Source organism: Tessaracoccus palaemonis, assembly GCF_019316905.1.
Taxonomy (GTDB): domain Bacteria; phylum Actinomycetota; class Actinomycetes; order Propionibacteriales; family Propionibacteriaceae; genus Arachnia; species Arachnia palaemonis.
On sequence record NZ_CP079216.1, the window covers coordinates 1,023,764 to 1,040,972 of the forward strand.

The 17,209-nt window shown below is 67.6% G+C and carries 12 protein-coding genes and 1 tRNA gene; 8 read left to right on the plus strand and 5 right to left on the minus strand.

Annotated features, from left to right (window positions below; all coding sequences use genetic code 11):
• Positions 1–19: 19 nt before the first annotated feature.
• Both KDB89_RS04580 and KDB89_RS04585 read right to left on the minus strand, forming a co-directional pair.
• The gene (locus KDB89_RS04580) at positions 20–1,468 is read right to left on the minus strand and encodes an argonaute/piwi family protein (protein ID WP_219083680.1); all 1,449 of its coding nucleotides are present in this window, start codon (positions 1,466–1,468) and stop codon (positions 20–22) included.
• Positions 1,465–2,808 (minus strand): DUF4365 domain-containing protein, encoded by a 1,344-nt coding sequence (locus tag KDB89_RS04585; protein ID WP_219083681.1) that lies wholly within the window; start codon positions 2,806–2,808, stop codon positions 1,465–1,467. Before KDB89_RS04585 ends, KDB89_RS04580 begins: the two co-directional genes overlap by 4 nt.
• A gap of 906 nt (positions 2,809–3,714) precedes the next feature.
• Here KDB89_RS04585 and KDB89_RS04590 point away from each other — a divergent pair.
• Positions 3,715–5,562, plus strand: coding sequence for a DUF7380 domain-containing protein (locus tag KDB89_RS04590; protein WP_219083682.1), 1,848 nt, complete (start codon positions 3,715–3,717; stop codon positions 5,560–5,562).
• Between the two features lie 513 nt (positions 5,563–6,075).
• Positions 6,076–7,158, plus strand: coding sequence for a hypothetical protein (locus KDB89_RS04595; protein WP_219083683.1), 1,083 nt, complete (start codon positions 6,076–6,078; stop codon positions 7,156–7,158).
• Between the two features lie 72 nt (positions 7,159–7,230).
• On the opposite strand, the gene KDB89_RS04600 is transcribed toward KDB89_RS04595, so the two are convergent.
• Positions 7,231–7,590: a helix-turn-helix domain-containing protein gene (locus KDB89_RS04600; protein ID WP_255556206.1), complete on the minus strand. Its 360-nt coding sequence runs from the start codon at positions 7,588–7,590 to the stop codon at positions 7,231–7,233.
• A 221-nt stretch (positions 7,591–7,811) separates the two neighbouring features.
• On the opposite strand from KDB89_RS04600, the gene KDB89_RS04605 reads away from it, so the two are divergent.
• Positions 7,812–8,264 (plus strand): iron chaperone, encoded by a 453-nt coding sequence (locus KDB89_RS04605; protein ID WP_219083684.1) that lies wholly within the window; start codon positions 7,812–7,814, stop codon positions 8,262–8,264.
• Between the two features lie 76 nt (positions 8,265–8,340).
• Positions 8,341–8,413 (plus strand) — tRNA-Lys (locus tag KDB89_RS04610).
• A 131-nt stretch (positions 8,414–8,544) separates the two neighbouring features.
• On the opposite strand, the gene KDB89_RS04615 is transcribed toward KDB89_RS04610, so the two are convergent.
• Complete coding sequence (locus tag KDB89_RS04615; RefSeq protein WP_219083685.1) at positions 8,545–9,144, minus strand: 2'-5' RNA ligase family protein; 600 nt, start codon at positions 9,142–9,144, stop codon at positions 8,545–8,547.
• A 54-nt stretch (positions 9,145–9,198) separates the two neighbouring features.
• On the opposite strand from KDB89_RS04615, the gene KDB89_RS04620 reads away from it, so the two are divergent.
• The 4 genes from KDB89_RS04620 to ettA all read left to right on the plus strand — a co-directional run bounded on the left by KDB89_RS04620 (position 9,199) and on the right by ettA (position 15,659).
• Positions 9,199–10,590, plus strand: a complete 1,392-nt coding sequence (locus KDB89_RS04620; protein ID WP_219083686.1) for a PrsW family intramembrane metalloprotease — start codon at positions 9,199–9,201, stop codon at positions 10,588–10,590.
• Complete coding sequence (locus KDB89_RS04625) at positions 10,587–12,311, plus strand: P-loop NTPase family protein (protein WP_219083687.1); 1,725 nt, start codon at positions 10,587–10,589, stop codon at positions 12,309–12,311. The genes KDB89_RS04620 and KDB89_RS04625 overlap by 4 nt, the downstream gene beginning before the upstream one ends.
• Positions 12,311–13,912 carry a GTPase gene (locus tag KDB89_RS04630; protein ID WP_219083688.1) on the plus strand — a complete coding sequence of 534 codons (1,602 nt, stop codon included), beginning with the start codon at positions 12,311–12,313 and terminating at the stop codon, positions 13,910–13,912. Before KDB89_RS04625 ends, KDB89_RS04630 begins: the two co-directional genes overlap by 1 nt.
• A gap of 67 nt (positions 13,913–13,979) precedes the next feature.
• Entirely contained in the window at positions 13,980–15,659 is a 1,680-nt protein-coding gene (gene ettA / locus KDB89_RS04635; RefSeq protein ID WP_219083689.1) for an energy-dependent translational throttle protein EttA, read from the plus strand.
• A gap of 13 nt (positions 15,660–15,672) precedes the next feature.
• Here the strand turns inward: ettA and KDB89_RS04640 are convergent, their stop codons facing one another.
• Entirely contained in the window at positions 15,673–17,205 is a 1,533-nt protein-coding gene (locus KDB89_RS04640; protein WP_219083690.1) for a glycosyltransferase family protein, read from the minus strand.
• Between the last annotated feature and the right edge of the window lie 4 nt (positions 17,206–17,209).

Below are 17,209 nucleotides of genomic sequence, written 5' to 3' on the forward strand. Positions count from 1 at the left end.
CCGGTCAGTTCGGGCTGCCTCACATGTAGTAGGCGTAACTGCCCTGCGGGGTGCTATTACCGCCGAGGTGACGCAGAATGTCGCCGACGCGGTTCGCGGTGCGTAGAGTGATTGGGTCGGCACCATCAAGGTTGGTGGCGTTCCAGTTCATCTTCGTCAGGGCGAGGATCTCAGAGGCCAGGGTCTCCGGGCTCGACTCGGTGGAGTGGAGCCGAATCCCGATCGGCTTGGGGATGTAGGGGCCATTGTAGACCTTGTAAAACGGCGTGGAGCCCTTGGTGTAGAGGACATGCCGTTTGTCGTCGAGGGAGAGCAGGCTGCCCCGGAGCGGCGGCTGCTCGCCGCGCCGGAAGAGTCGAGCGCTGTCCGAGCGAGTGATCCACACCAGTTCGAGGGCCGGGATATCGTGCTCGTCGGCGGCGCCATAGAATCCGGCCGCCTCCTGCGGGGTGAACGAGGACGTCTTGTGCAGGACCAACCGTGCGGGATTCTGGCTGTGTTCGATCCGGTAGCGCTTCAATGCCTCACTGAGTAGTTCATGGGCATCTTCCTCGGACAGGTGCGGCTGTTTGTCCTCGTGCGAGACCTGAGCGGGTGCCCCGCGGACGATCACGCCATCGCCGAGTTGGTTGAAGATCTGGGCCACGCTGGTCTCCAATCGGTTCTGGTCACTGCCGCGGTAGAAGGAGACGCCGACGTAGCAACTTGCCTTGCTGCCCGAGGATCGGGGCAGACGCCACGGCACGCCTCCGGCCTTGTAGTAGAGCGCCGTGTGCAGATTCCACGCCCTGGTGGCCTCGTCCTGCTTGGCTCGAACCTGGGATTGCTTCGGTTCTCTGAAGCCGGGATCCCAAGTTGAACGGCGAATGATCTGGGTGGGCTGTCGGAAGCGGAGCGCAGCAGCCTTAAGCAGCGAGTGGAAGTCACCCTGCCCGACCGGCAGCGGACCCGATGGTTCGCCATTTGCGCCGTCAGCGGTGGGGCGACGTGACGGAAGGGATCCGGTGTCAATGAGATTGTCCGGGCGACAGACCAGGACCACGTCGCAGGTGCGTTCCTCATCAAGGACTACGAGTTCGCGTACGTAGAGGTCCACAGCTTTCCTGGTCGCGGTCAGTGGGTTGGTACCGTCGAGCGCGTCCAGATCGCGCTTACGGATCGCACGCTCAAATCGCGGGTTGGTCTCGATGACCGAGTGAAAGGTGCGTTCGGCGCTGAAGCCGGGAAAGGGCAGGTAGAGGGCGCCGAGCGGGCTCTGCTTCGCGGCGATCTCGCTGCGGCACTTGTCGAGCCATCGCCTGGTCCCATCGATGGACTCTTGGGTGCCGACGATGCCGATCCTGATCACCGCGACGGGCGAATCGAGCAGGTCGGCGGGTCCGAAGAAGTCGATGCCGTGACGCGGGTCGGTGTGCCGGCCGCCGTAGGCGAACTCCAGGACCGGCTCGTCGAGAACGGTTACCTTCATCCCTCGTCCTCTCCGAAGTCGAACGGCAACTGGTCAGCATCGTTCTCGCCACCGGTCGGGGTCTTCCAGGCCTTGTCGTTGATGCCGCGGTCGACGGCAAAGGTGACCAGATCATCGAAGGTCAGGAGTCGGTCCTGGGTGGCGCCAAGCAGGTTCTCCTCGTCCTCTGCCCGGTCGCCGCGAAGAAGTCCAGCCCAGAGTTCGGTCTCTCCCAGGACGGCGCGGTGGCGGTCGATGCGCTTCATCTTCGCCAACCGCTCGTCGGCGAAGGGCGACTCCTTGTAGCCGTCGCTGGTGAAGAAGTAGTCGGGGTTGAGTTCGCAGAACCATGCGCCACCGATCTCAATGAACTGCCACCGCAGCCCCGCGTGCCGGTAGTAGCCCTTCAGGGTCGGGGTGTCCTTGCGCTGGGAGTAGCCCTTGAACGCCAGCCGCTTGCGGCCGCTGGCACTGCGTACCTGCCGTTCAGAGAGGTCTTCCGTGGCCTTGTAGTAGAGCAGTTTGCGATCCCCGCTCCAGCGGGTCACGTCTCGCAGGTCGTGCTGCAGGCCTGCGTTCAGCAGCCGCACAAACAGGTGCTGGGCATCGGGTCCGCCGTCGATGAGTTCACCCACCGGCGTCTGGTTGGCAGCAGTATCGGCGACTCGTGCCAGTGCGGTCCCGGCGATCGGCGCCCAGGTGTAGATTCGCCCGTGGCTGAGGAAGAAGTCAGAACGAACCTCATGCTTGGTCCTGCGCTGCTCTGCGTAGACGTCGCGGACCCTGAGTCCGGTGGGAACCTGGGCGGTGTAGTAGACGGGAGGGAACTCAACGGGCAGCAAGTTGCTGACCAGAGTCTCCTTCTTTTCTACAGGCCCAGGGGTGTGCGCCTTTGCGTGCGGGTCGGCTATGGCGAACAGGGCCTCAACCGCACTGGCGTCGAACTTCTGGGTCGCCTTGTCGATGTCGATCCGCCGCGACGCGCGGCGGGCCGGTTCGGCGAACCAGGATTGCACGTGAGCCCACCAAGCCTCCTCCGTGTCCGGGTGAGAGCACACGACGATGACCGGACTACTCGCCTTGAGCCAATAGTCGAGGTCGCGTGGGTCGCAAGTGAAGTGGAACTTCTCTTGCGTCTCGCCGGCGAACCGGGCGTAAGCCTTGGACTGGACGAAGATGTGCTGGTCGGTCATCTCGCCGGTGGACGGGTCGCGGAGTTCGATCGTGCCGTCGATGCCGGGGTCGATGTGACGCTCGTGCCAGACCTGCTTCATCTGACCGGCACGTAGAGCAATCAGTCCGATGCCAGTCGCGCCGTTGAGCGTGCTGTCGTCGATCATCTTGCCTTTAGTCTGAGTCACTTGCCCCTCCTGCCAGCACCCCAACCTTGGAGCACTATCTTGCCCGTTACCACCGACAGTCCGGCGAGATGACACGTCATCTGCGGCAGGGCACGTTGGTCGTTCGGCCTCCTCCTAAGCATCCAACTCGTTCAGCGGCACACCGGGTTGATCGCACCCGGCCCGCGCTCGGGCTCCTCTGACGAGAAACACGCGCTTGGCGGGAGCGCCCTGGATATACTGGCGATCCAGCTAGTCGCACGAAGGCGCGTGCCTTGCTGATCCTGAGCGGCAGGATCGCGACGTTGCCGGGTCACCCGGCGCAGGCTCCTCATCGCTCGATCAGCACAGGGGCAACTCCGGCCTGAGGCCCTCCCATTCCGAACCGTCACCGAGGAAATGTCCGGTCGCATCTGTGCCACCCGTGGCCGAAATCCGGTCGGCGTCCCAAGTGATTGCAGCGCCTCAATCGACACTGGGCCCGGACTTCTTTTCACTGTCTCCTTGTCAAGCCGAGATTCAGTGTGGTGCGTGATGGTGATCGCACGACCATCTCTAGATGCGCCTGGTGCGTGATGGTGATTCATGGCCACCACTGCTTCGAAGCAGTTGCGTAGCAACGGTCCGACCGGAAGACGACAGCCTCCCCTTGCCCTCACGACGTTCCCACAGGCCATCACCGCCAAGCCCGTCTCGGCGACCCACTGCGGGCGGAACCACCCGCAACGGTCGCGGCTGTGTCGTCTCGTTCCCCGTGCACCCTTCCGATCATGCCGATCTGCGGATGTCCGCATATCCGAGCATCCACTCGATCACGCGGCGAGCGGACGCTCTGACTACTCCAGCGCAGGCTAGGTCGGGGACCGCGGCAGTGCCGACGACCTGGCGGGACCGAAGACGTGTCGACCTCTGCGCCAAGATTGGGGCATGAGCATCGAGTGCGCCACCGTTCTGGACCCTGACGCGCTGGCGCATGCCGCGTGGGCCAAGGCGATCACGAGCGCGGCCGCTGCGGGCGGCGATTATCACGACTACTGGACCGTGCTCGACGGCGCGGCCAAGCAGGTCCGCGAATCGACCCCGGAGCTGGAGCGCACCTTCGCTCTCTTCGGCGGGATCGCATCACTGATGTTGCAGGCCGACAAGCCCGCGGAGCCGTATAGCCCGGCAATCGTGACCAGCACAGGCAGAACGATGGCGGAGGAGGATCTGGGGCAGGAAGAGTTGGCATTCCTAGCGTCGATCATCAATGGGGTCGAGCCGGCCAAGCTACGGGCGCGGATCGGGGACATCCTGTGGCGAAGGAGCGCGCGTGAGAACAGATACCGGTTCGGAGCGATCGCGCTCGACGCATACATGCTGGTCGACCTGACTCCCGACTCGTGGGCAAGCGACGGCGAAGGCTGTTGGGCGCGGGCGATCGAGCTTGCCTACCGAACCAACGCCAAAGAGAAGCTGACCCAGATCTGCCAGACCCTCTTGACACTCTTCGACCAGGCAACTGTCGACGACGGCTACTACACCATGGCGCTGGCCACGCTCCTGTTCCGGTCTCGGGTGCCAGAGACAGACGCTCCGAAGATAGCGGATCGCATGCTTGCCTTGAGCAGCGAAATGGAGGCAAGCGGCGACCTGTGGCGGGCCAGAGACTTCGTACTTGAAGCGGAACGCTGGTATCGCAGGCTGGGCATGGGCGAGACGGTCGTCGACATACATGTTCGCGAAGCGGACCTGTGGCAGCGCGAAGCCGCCACAATCTTGGCCACCGACAAGGCAAGGGCTGCTGTGGCTGCGTCGCATCTGGAGAGCGCGCTGAAGGCGTTGCTGAAGGTGCCGCGAGCACAACGGCGAGACCGCGGCCTCGACACGAGGATCGAACAAGTCAGATGGAAGGTTCGAGATGCCCACGCCGCCGCCGTGGAACAGATGACGACCTTCGACTCCGGGGCCATTGACCTGACCAAGGCGGCTCGGCAGGCTCGGGGCCGAGTCAAGGATCTCGACGTGCTCACCGCACTAATGAAGTTCGTCACTCTTGCCCCGTACGCCTCGGAAGCAGACGCCAGGCAAGAGGCGACGTCGGCGGTGAACGAGCCACGCCTGATCAACCTCGTCAGCCGCACCGTCTACACGTCGGACGCGCGGGTCGCGGCGCGCAGCACCCCGACCCTAGGGGAGGACAACCAAGACGAACGGATCTGGCACGTGATGGTCTCGGATTTCAGCAACCGGGCGATCGCGCTGACGAACGGGGCGATCCTGCCCGCTCTGTCTCAGCTCCAGGTAGAGCATCGTCTCTCGCTCCGAGACTTCAGGAACATCGCCCAGTCCTCCGCCGTCGTGCCTGCAGACCGCGAGGGCTTGTTCGCCAGTGCGCTGTTCCACGGCTTCAACCGGGACTTCACCTCGGCTCTCTACATCTTGGCGCCACAAATGGAAAACCTGGTACGGCAGGTAATGAAGTCCGTGCGTGTGTCTACGACCACCTTTGACGCCGACAACATCGAGACGGAGAACAGCCTAAATGCACTCCTGGAGCGCCCCGAAGCGGCGGAAATCTTCGGTGCGGATGTCGTGTTTGAGTTGCGGGCGCTCTATTGCGAGCAGGTCGGGCCGAACCTCCGCAACGAGGTCGCTCACGGTCTTCTGGACGACGATGGTTCGGCCTCCCTGTACGCGGTGTACGCCTGGCGGCAAGCACTTCGGCTCATCTACATGCCCTTCTGGAAGCGGTACCACGTAGAAGCGGAGCCCACAAATGACTCAGATCAGTAGACCCGGCGGCCACGCTCGGGACGGAAGAGGCAAGAATGGGCGACCTCAACACCCTTGACCCCGGGCGCGAGTTCGGCGCCAACGTTCTGGAGAGCGTCTTTGCCACATGGATCGAGCCTGAGTTTGCCCGACGCGGTCAACCGTCTGACCGGTGTTCCGTCGGAACAGCGTGCGAGGACCCTGGATCGATTGGTACATCGAGGGCCCCGATGAGTCGAGGAGGGGGGACGCCAAGGTTGGCGCTGTGTCCACGCGGGCGCCCGACACCACGGACCATCAGGCCGAAACACCATTGGTCGCCGATTGTGCGGAACGTCAGCGACCGTTAGCTAACGGGCCGCCGTCGGTCCCCACTAGGGAGCAAATGTGAAGGCCCGTCGAGACATGCCTGGCATACTTGATTTGAATCGATGTAGGCCACGGAGACACGAAGTAGAGAGCGGCCAGATGGAGTCACCATCGCTGGGTGAGCGCGGCTCACGTCACCTGATCAAGTCTGACCTCAGGTTCGCGATGGCCGTTCTGAACGGAGTCATCACCCGCCAGGATCGGGACGACACGGCCTGGCTCGCGCTATCGCATCTCCAGCACTTGTCTCTCGTCGCCTACGAGGTGCACAAGTTCTCGGAACGAACCGCCAGTCTCGCGGCGGCTACGAAACCATGGACCCACGAGCGGGCCCTCGCCGCATCCAGGCATAGCACCAAGCTCTTCAACGACAAGAAGAAGACTCAACTCGAACTCCTCACCGAGTTCACCAACAACTCGGCCCGAGACCGGGCCTGGTACCTAGAGAACAACCGAGCCCCCTGGCTCTTCCGCGCGTTCTCTGCGTTAGGCGTGTTGGTCGACGACACCTCGGTCCTACTCTACGACAACCAGATTCTGTGTACATCACAATCGATTGGCTTCCACGCCCGCCTAAGTCCGGGAGCCAAGCAGGCCGAGACGGTCGACCGCACCCGCGAACTTGCCGCGTACCTCAACGGCCTCTGCGACGCCGACGAGGAAGGTTGGAGCGACGACAACTACTTCCGATGCTGGCGCTCGGACCTCGCCACTCCCAAGGATGCCCGGTACGGAGACCTATACTCCGCAATGTTCCCGGCCGTGCCCCTGGCGGAAGCAATGTCCCTTGCGATTCTCCACTGCGACCTTTTCGGCTTGGAATTGATGCGCGAACTTGTGCCCGGGTCTGACCCGCTTGCCCCATCCACGTTCAAGTTCAGGTTCGCCGGGGTGTGGCAGATTGTGGAGACCCTGAGGGCAGTTATGGCACTAGACACTGATTTTAATCTCTCGGATCGAATTGGCAATGACATCGAAACGCTCCTATCCAGTGAACAGATAGCGCCGATGAGAACCAAGGGCGCGCGTGATCTGCGCAATGTTCTCGTTCACTATGGACTCGGTTCGATCGATCCAGGTAGCCTGAACTGGCACGACCCAATTCTTGGGCTTCCAGAGTTGCTTCTAGACGGAGCGAACTGGCTCACGGCTGACCAGATGCTTGATAGCCAGATCGCCGCTCTCCTCAAAACGTTCAGGTCTTGGACTGGCCCATTCAGTAATACGTTGAAAGAACCGCATGAGTAGCGTTACCCGCTGGGCGTGCTGGAGGTGTTGGAGGGCAACGCCGACCGAGACATGTCGACCGACGAACCAACTTCAACTCATAGCTTGCGCCTCGACCAGTGCGCGCCGCACGGCCTTGCGATCCACTCCCATGCTCTGCGCGATCGCCCGCATCGAGACACCACCGAGGTGGAGCAGCACCGCCTCTGCCGCTTCCTCGACGCCCAGCCCTGGGCGACGACGCCCAACGCGGCGCCGAGTCAGATGAGCCGACACCGTGGCGCGATGGACGCCGTACTTTTCGGCAAGCTCGTTGACCGTTGCTCCGCTGCGATATTCGTCAACGAGGCGATCGACCTCCGAGGCGGTGAGGAAGGTTTGAAGATTCTCAATCCTCCGAACCACAGTGCCGCGAGAATCCTCGATCGGAGCGGTTTCCGGGCGCTGGGTCACACGGTAGACGCCCCGCTTCCACCGTGTGACCAGGGTCTTTAGGCGCGGGGCAAGGTTGACGAACGTACTACGCAGGGACCCCGAAGAGATCGGCCCCTGACAAGGCATTGAGCCAGTGTCAGGGGCCGTTTCGCATTCCGTGGCTGCAGGGCGTTGCTGCGGCGCCTCCTACGGACCGCCGTCGTGCCAGAATCGGCGCAGCCGATCACCGGGAGGATCCCATGGCCGAGAAGACGGGCGCCGAGTTCAGCGCCGACGAGAAGGCCGCGATGAAGTCGCGCGCCGCGGAACTGCGCGCGGAGAAGGCGGCGCAGAAGGCCGCCGACAAGGCCGCCGCGCTCGAGCAGGTCTGCCTGGAGGCCATCGCTGCCATGCCCGACGACGACCGCGCCATCGCCGAGCGGCTCCACGCCCTCGTCAAGGAGAACGCCCCCCAGTTGGGCTCCAAGACCTGGTACGGGTTCCCCGCCTACACCGACGACGCCGGTCAGGTGGTGCTGTTCTTCCAGCCCCGCGTGAAGTTCGGCGCCCGGTACTCGACGCTCGGATTCAACGACTCGGCCGCGCTCGACGACGGCGCCATGTGGCCGACGTCCTTCGCCATAGACCGGCTGGAGCAGGCGGACGAGGCGACGGTCGCCGAGCTGATCCGACGCGCCGTCGGCACCGCCTGAGAAGGCCCGGATCGGGCTCCGCAGACCCCCGATTGGACATCCCGCCACGAGGCGGTCTAGAGTTACATCTCGCCGCGCACCACTAGCTCAACTGGCAGAGCAGCTGACTCTTAATCAGCGGGTTCAGGGTTCGAGTCCCTGGTGGTGTACGAAACGAAGAGCCCCGGTTCATATGAACCGGGGCTCTTTCGTGTTCACAAAGATGCCTGGGGCGGGGCTGCTGTCCGCATATCGCACGGGGTCCGACATACGCATTCCTGTGCTCGACGGGTGGCGTTGGTCAGCTCTTCAGCGACCAGTTGGCCAGCTCCATCCAGTCGAACGACCCCAGTTCGGGGCGGACGGTGACGGAGACCAGGAACACCCGGTCGATCCGCAGGGTCCCGACGGCGGGCGCGTCGGCCAGGCGCCCGGCGACCAGTGCGTCGTCGACGTCGCCGTTGGCGTAGGCCAGCGTCACGTGCGGGCCGTGCGGCGCAGGCGGCAGCTCCTCGTCGTCACCCAGCACGCTGACGGCGCGCCGGACCCCGGACACCAGCCGCTCCCATTCGGGGACCGAGGGGGCCTCGCACGTCACAGTGTTCCCGGAGGCAGCGGGCGCGCCCAGCTCGATGTCGAACGGGCCGACGCCGACGAGCTCCTGGTCGATCGCCTCGGCCAGGTCCTGCAGCGGCATCGACCCGATGCCGTCGAACTGTCCGTAGCGCGTGACGGTCAGGTGCAGCCAGGGCAGCGGCATCCGGGGGAGCCCGTCGATGCCGTCGAGGCGCTCGGAGAGGGCGGCCAGGGTGTCGCGGGTGTCGTCGTCGGGCAGCGCGTACACGTGCAGCGCGCCCTCCTTGCGGGGCCAGGGAGTCATGGCGTCGAAGAAGCTTCGCATGCTGGAAGCCTATCCGGGGGACGGTGGTGGGGGCCCGCTAGTCTTGGCCGCATCATGACTACAGCTGATGCCTCCCGGGACCGGTGGCTGAACGGGCTTCCCGCGGAGCCCGTGCAGCGCCGGTGGTACTCGCGGCTGCTGCGCAGCCCGCTGTTCTGGCTCGCTGTGGTGCTGATCCCCTTCTACGCCTACTGCCTCGTCGACCAGTACTGGCTGCTCAGCCCGTCCGAGACGTTCGAGGACGGTTCGATGACGCTGGGCATCAGCAACGAGGCGTTCCGCCGGGCCGCGTTCTACGCGATGTGGACGGCGATGGCCTACTCGGCCCTGTTCATCTGGCTCGACCGGTTCCGCACGTCGAACCCGCTGGTGTGGCTGCTGACGTTCGGCTGGGGCGCCTGCGCGGCCACGTGGTTCTCGATCTATGTGAACTCGTGGGCCGGCGAGATGATGGCGACGACTGAGGCCAACTCGGACTCGGGTTCGCGCGCCGCGGTGTTCTCCGCGCCGTTCGTCGAGGAGTTCGCCAAGGCGACCATCCTGATCCTGCTCGTGGTCCTGTGGCGCAACAAGGTGGTCTCGCGCCTGTCGATGGTCGCGCTCGCCGGGCTCTCGGCCGTCGGGTTCGCCTTCACCGAGAACATCATCTACTACTCGCGCGTGTGGATGCAGGCCACGCACGACATCACCATCGCCGACCCCGAGGCGACGATGGTGCAGCTGGTCATGCTGCGCGGGGTCTACACGTCCTTCGGGCACCCGCTGTTCACGATCATGACCGCCTCCGGGCTGGTCATCGGGCTCGGCGCCCGGAGCAAGATCGTCCGCGTGCTCGCCCCGCTCGGCGGATTCATGCTCGCCTGCGCGGGCCACATGCTCTTCAACGGCCTGTCGTCGACGAACTCGACCTCGGCGCTGATGTTCCCGTACTACCTTGCGCTGGCGCTGGTGGCGGTCATCGTCATCTCGCTGATCGTCAGCGTGGTGGGCAACGGCCAGGTCCTCAAGGCCCGGCTGGGCGACTACCAGCGCGCCGGCTGGCTCACGCCGCGCCAGGTCGAGGTCTACGGCGGCCCGCTGCGCCGCATCAAGCTGATCTGGTTCTCCATCTTCCGCGGCCCCCGCGTGTGGTGGCAGACCACCAGGCTGCTGCGCAGGGCCACCGAGCTGGCCTACCTGCGCAACTCCATGGCCCGCGGCACGGTCGCCGGCCCGGGCGACGACCGCGCGCATGAGCTGATCACCGAGATCAACCAGCTGGCCGTCGGGGGGAAGGCGCTGAGCGACTACCGCGGACTCAAGGTCCTCCCGCCCCGACGCCGCCGCCGCGCTGTGCCGCCCCCGACGGGCGGGCACCTCCCGCAGGGACAGCTGACCGATGCCTACCCGCCCCCCGTCGCACCCGGCCCGGCCGGCGTCGGCGGCAACTGGCCGGCACCTCGATGAGCGGCGCCGAGCAGCTGACCGCTGCCTTCCGCCGCCTCGACGCGACGCTGCCGCTCGCGCAGTTCCCGCTGCCGATCGAGGGGGCCGAGGCGCTGCGTTCGCTCGCGGGCTCGATGGCCCACCAGGTCCGCGACTACCTCCTGCCCCGCGCAGCGCGCCTTGACGCCCCGCTGCTGGCCGTCGTCGGCGGCTCGACCGGCGCCGGCAAGTCGACGCTCGTCAACTCGATCCTGCGCTCCCAGGTGACCAGGCCCGGCGTGCTGCGCCCGACCACGAAGTCGCCGGTGCTGGTGTGCCACCCGAGCGACGAGGCGTGGTTCCGCACCGAACACGTCCTGCCCGACCTCGTCCGCACCGACACGCAGCTGCACGACTCCCGCGCGCTGCACATCGTCGCCACCGAGGCGCTCCCGCCCGGCCTGGCGCTGCTCGATGCCCCCGACATCGACTCGATCGACGACGCCAACCGCAGCCTCGCGCGGCAGCTGCTCTTCGCCGCCGACCTGTGGCTGTTCGTCACCTCCGCCGCGCGCTACGCCGACGCGGTGCCGTGGGAGTACCTCGCCACCGCGGCCGAGCGCAACACCGTCGTCGCCGTCATCGTGAACCGCTGCCCACCCGGCGCGCTATCCGACATCGGCGGCCACCTCGCGCAGCTGCTCTCCGAGCGGGGCCTGCCGCAGGCGAAGCTGTTCGCCGTCGCCGAGCGGGCGCTGCCGTCCGACGGCATGGTGCCCCCGGGCGACGTCTCCGGCATCCGCCAGTGGCTGGGCCAGCTGACCTCCGAGTCGGGCGCCCGCGCCCAGGTCGCGGTCCAGAGCCTCGCGGGCTCCGTCCGATCCCTCGACGCGCAGCTCACCGAGCTGACCGCCGGAGTGCAGCGCCAGCGTGACGCGCTGGCCGAGCTGCGCCGCGAGACCGTGGCTCCCTACCAGCGCGCCGCCGCGGCTGTCGCGGAGGCGGCGGGAGACGGCTCGCTCCTGCGCGGCGAGATCCTCAGCCGCTGGCAGGACCTCGTCGGCACCGGCGAGTTCATGCGCTCGGTCGAGGAGCGCATCAGCGCGATCCGTGACCGCATCTCCGGCTGGTTCAAGGGCGAGCCGAAGGTCGAGGCCATGGAGGTCGCGATCGCAGACTCCCTGACCGCCGTCCTGCTGGAGGCGGGGGAGCGGGCCGCTGAGGAGACCGCCGCCTCGTGGTCCCTGACCCGCTGGGGCCGCGACATCCTGTCGGCCGCCCCGCACCTGCAGCGCGCCTCCGAGCAGTTCCCCGAGGCCGCGGCCGCAGCGATCCGCGCCTGGCAGACCGACGTGCTGAGCCTTGTCGAGCAGCAGGGCCGCGGCAAGCGCATGAAGGCCCGGTTCCTGGCCATCGGCACCAACGTCGTCGGCGCCGCCCTGATCATCGTCGTGTTCGCGTCCACCGGCGGGCTGACCACCGCAGAGATCGGCATCGCGGGAGGCACCTCTCTGCTTGCCCAGCGGCTGCTCGAGGCCGTTTTCGGGGAGGACGCCGTCCGGCGCCTCGCCGAGCACGCCCGACGCCAACTCCACGACCGCGTCGACGACGCGCTCGCCGACGAGGCCGCGCGCTACATCCAGATCCTGGAGACGCTGTCGGTGGCCGGCGACGCGACAGAGAAACTCCAGGCCGCAGCGGCCGACCTGCGCGACGCAGCCCGCGCCGCCTTCGACGACCTGACAGCCCCGGAGCTCACCTGATGACCCTGACCGACCAGCTCGCGTACCTCAACCAGGCCGTCGAGCACGTCTCCGGGCGCGTCCCGGCCGAGACCGAGGCCCACGCCCGCCACGTGCTTGCGCACGCCGGCAGGCGGCTGGCGGCCGGCCCGCAGACCGTCGTCGCGCTCGGCGGAGCCACCGGCTCGGGCAAGTCCAGCCTCTTCAACGCCATCAGCGGCACCCGGCTCGCCGAGCAGGGCGCCCGCCGTCCGACGACCTCGAAGACGCTGGCCGTCAGCTTCTCCGCGACCAACCCGCCGCTGCTGGACCTGCTGGGCGTCGAGCGCCGCCACGAGGCGGAGCCCCCGACGCCGGCCTTCGCCGACGTCGTGCTGCTCGACCTCCCCGACCACGACTCGACCAGCCGGGTGCATCGCGACGAGGTCGACCGGATGGTCGGCCTGGTCGACCAGTTCGTCTGGGTCCTCGACCCGCAGAAATACGCCGACGCGGCCATCCACAAGCGCTACCTGCAGCCGCTCGCCGGGCACCGCGAGGTCATCACCGTCGTCCTCAACCACGCCGACCTCCTCAACCCGGAGGCCCGGGCGCAGTGCCTCGCCGACGTCCGCCGCCTGCTCGACTCCGACGGCCTGACCGGCGTGCCGCTCATCGCCACCAGCGCCCTGACGGGCATGGGGCTCGAGGAGCTCCGGGCCCGGCTCGGCCTGCTGGCCCAGTCCAAGAAGGCGGCGGCGCAGCGGCTGGCCGCCGACGTCGACGAGGTGGCCCGCGAGCTCGACCACGCGCTGGGCCGGATCGACGTGCCCGCACCCGGGCGCGAGGTGCTCGACCGCGTCACCGTCGAGCTGTCGGCCGCGGCGGGCGTGCCGGTCGTCGTCGACGCCGTGCGTGACTCCGTGCGCCACCGGGGGCGGCTCGCCACCGGCTGGCCGCTGGTCAAGTGGATCGGCCGCCTGAAGCCCGACCCGCTGCGCCGCCTGCGGCTCGGGGAGGCGCAGCCGCGGCCCGAGCTGGAGTCGGCCCCGGTGGTCGAGCGCAGCTCCCTGCCGACCCGGTCCCCGGCCTCGACCGCCCACCAGTCCGCAGCCCTGCGCACCATCGTCGGCGCCGTCGGCGACCCGCTGCCCGGACCCTGGCGCCAGGGCGTCGTCGACGCGCTGCGTGCCGCGGAGCCCCGCCTCCCGGATGAGCTCGACCGCGCCGTGGTGACCACCGACCTGCGCGTGGCCAGGAACCCCGCCTGGTGGCAGGTCATCCGCGCGCTGCAGTGGGTGCTGATCGCTGTGGTGGTCGTCGGGCTGGGCTGGCTCACCCTGAACGCCGCGCTCGGCTACCTCGGGCTCCCGCCGTTCGCCAGCTATCCGCTCGGGCCCGCGGGCGGCCTGCAGGTCCCGGTTCCCACGGTGCTGCTGCTCGGCGGCGTCGTCGGCGGCATCCTGACCTCGGGCCTGTCCCAGCTGGCGATCAACGCGGCGGCGGGCTCCTCGGCACGCCGAGCGCAGAAGGCGCTGAGGTCGTCGGTCGAGGCCGTCGCCGAGCGGAGCCTCGTCGGCCCGGCGATGGCCCAGGTGCAGGATTACGCGGCCGCGCGCGCCGCCATCGACAGGCTCCTCTGAGGAGCGGATGCGACCCGGTCGGGGCAAGCTGGCATACTTGCCTGCGGTCAACGCGAAGGGAGCCCTGGTGGCCGAGTTCATCTACACCATGCACAACGTCCGGAAGACGGTCGGTGACAAGGTCATTCTCGACAACGTCACGCTGTCGTTCCTCCCGGGCGCCAAGATCGGTGTCGTCGGCCCGAACGGCGCCGGCAAGTCCACCATGCTGAAGCTGATGGCCGGCATGGACCGGCCCAACAACGGCGAGGCGAACCTCGCCAAGGGCGCCACCGTCGGCATCCTGCTGCAGGAGCCGCCGCTGAACGAGGGCAAGACGGTCCTCGAGAACGTCGAGGAGGCCGTCGCCGAGACCAAGGCGATGCTGAAGCGATTCGACGAGATCGGCATGGCCATGGCCGAGCCGGATGCGGACTTCGACGCCCTGATGGACGAGATGGGCCGCCTGCAGACCGAGCTCGAGCACCGCAACGCCTGGGAGATCGACTCCATGCTGGAGCAGGCGATGGACGCGCTCCAGTGCCCGCCCGGCGACGCCGACGTCAAGGTCCTCTCGGGTGGCGAGCGCCGCCGCGTCGCGCTCTGCAAGCTGCTGCTCGAGGCCCCCGACCTGCTGCTGCTCGACGAGCCCACCAACCACCTCGACGCCGAGAGCGTCGACTGGCTCGAGAAGCACCTCAAGACCTACCCCGGCGCCGTGCTGGCCGTCACGCACGACCGCTACTTCCTGGACAACGTCGCCGAGTGGATCTGCGAGATCGACCGCGGCCGCCTCTACCCCTACGAGGGCAACTACTCCAAGTACCTGGAGACCAAGCGCGCCCGCCTGACCGTCGAGGGCAAGAAGGACGCCAAGCGCGCCAAGATCCTCGAGAAGGAACTCGAGTGGGTCCGCGCCAACCCGAAGGCCCGCCAGGCCAAGAACAAGGCCCGCCTCGCCCGCTACGAGGAGCTCGCCGCCGAGGCGGAGCGCCGCAAGGCCGTCGACCTGGCGGAGATCAACATCCCGCCGGGCCCGCGACTCGGCTCCGTCGTGCTCGAGGTCAAGAACCTCAGGAAGGGCTTCGGTGACCGCGTCCTCATCGACGACCTGTCCTTCACGCTGCCGCGCGCCGGCATCGTCGGCATCATCGGCCCCAACGGCGTCGGCAAGACCACGCTGTTCAAGACCATCACCGGCCTGGAGGCCGCCGACTCCGGCGAGGTCAGGGTCGGCGAGACCGTCTCCTTCAGCTACGTCGACCAGGGCCGCACCGGCCTCGACGCCAAGAAGAACGTCTGGGAGGTGGTCTCCGACGGCCTCGACTTCATCAAGGTCGCGAACTTCGAGATGCCCTCGCGTGCCTACGTCGCGTCCTTCGGGTTCAAGGGCCCCGACCAGCAGAAGCTGGCCGGCGTCCTGTCCGGCGGTGAGCGCAACCGCCTGAACCTGGCGCTCACCCTCAAGCAGGGCGGCAACGTGCTGCTGCTCGACGAGCCCACCAACGACCTCGACGTCGAGACGCTCCAGTCTCTGGAGGACGCGCTGCTGGAGTTCCCCGGCTGCGCCGTCGTCATCTCTCACGACCGCTGGTTCCTCGACCGCGTCGCCACCCACATCCTCGCGTGGGAGGGCACCGACGAGAACCCGGCGAACTGGTTCTGGTTCGAGGGCAACTTCGCCGACTACGAGCAGAACAAGATCGAGCGGCTCGGCCCGGAGGCCTCGCGTCCGAAGTCGTCGGCCCACCGCCGCCTGACCCGCTGACCGGACGGGCGCGTCACCGCTCCCAGAGCGTGACGCGCCACCGGCCGTGGAAGGAGCCGGCGTCCGTGCGGGTGAGCCCCGCAGCCATCAGCTGGTCGCGGAGATGTGCATACGTCGCGCGCGGCTTCGACCGTGCGAAGTGGATCCAGATGGCGGAGGTGGCGTCGGCCAGTTCGGCCCTGCGCTCCTTCTGGGGTCTTACGTCGCGCCAGACGTTCGGGCTGTCCGGGGCCGGGGTCGTCAGGATGTTGGACGCGAAGAGTTCGGGGTCGGCCTGCGCGAAGTAGTAGCTCGCGCCCGTGCCGTCGATCAGCACGACCGCCTCGGGGTGCTCCGCACGGAGGTCGTCGACGAAGGCCAGCAGATCGACGATGGGGTTGTCGTGCCCCTCGACATCGCGGATCGCGATGTGCGTCGGCGCACCGAGGTACGCGACCGCGACGACGAGCGTCGCCGCGACGAGCGTCTGCACCGCTGGGCGGAGGGCACGGGGCAGCACCCTGGCCACCAGCAGCCCGAGCTGCGTCGCGCCCACCGCGGCGAGGGCGGCCGCCGGGAGGATCAGGGGCATCCAGTAGCGCACCCGGATGAACTGGGCGTGCACGATGCCGGCCACGACGCCGCCGACCAGCGGCACGAGTAGCCAGATCCATGCTGTGCCGAGGAACCGGCGCATCGCCGGCGTGAACAGCGAGATGAGCGAGGCGGCGATCAGGGCAAGCAGCAGCCAGGTGGTCGCGTCGGCCTCTCTCGCTCCGGAGGCGACGCGCTGCGCGGCGTCGACGATCAGTTCGGCGGTGGGGCTCTGGGCCTGCACGGGCCCGGTGCCGTGCGACGCGATGTGGATCACCGGCAGCACGGCGACGGCGGCCGCCGCGGCCAGCGGGGCCAGCAGCCGCACGCGCGCCACGAACCAGCCGTGCCGCGACGGCAGGGCGACACACCACAGGGCGGCGATGCCCATGGCGCCCCACTGCAGCAGCCCGAAGAGGGAGGCGGCGGGGATGGCGAGCAGGGACATGCACAGCACGACGGCGTGGACGGGGGAGGGCCTCCGCTCGTCGGCGGGGGAGTTCCACCTGTCGAACGACCACCAGGCGATGGCCGTGACGGCGAGCAGGAGCGCAGCCGGGCGGGCCTCCTGCGCGTAGCGGGACAGGCCCGGCAGCGCCACCAGGATCCCGGCGGCCACCACGCCGGCGACCCGGCCGTGGTGGCGCGACACGAGGAGGTGGACGAACAGGACCGCGACGGCGGCGAGCACGGCCGACAGCGACCGGATCGCACCGATCGTGACCTCCCCGGGCAGGAGGTCAACCCACAGCTTCGCGACCAGGTAGTAGGGCAGGAGCGGCGCGTCAGTCCCGTCCCACAGGAGCAGCAGTTGGTCCCAGGATCGGGTCCGCAGCGTCTCGTACGTGACGCCCTCGTCGGTCCACGCGAAGGGTTGGCCGATGCGCCAGAGGAAGACGCGCAGCGCTGCACCGAAGCACAGGGCGCCGGTGAGCAGGCCGGCGAGTCGTCGACCGCGCGTGTCGTCACTCACACCT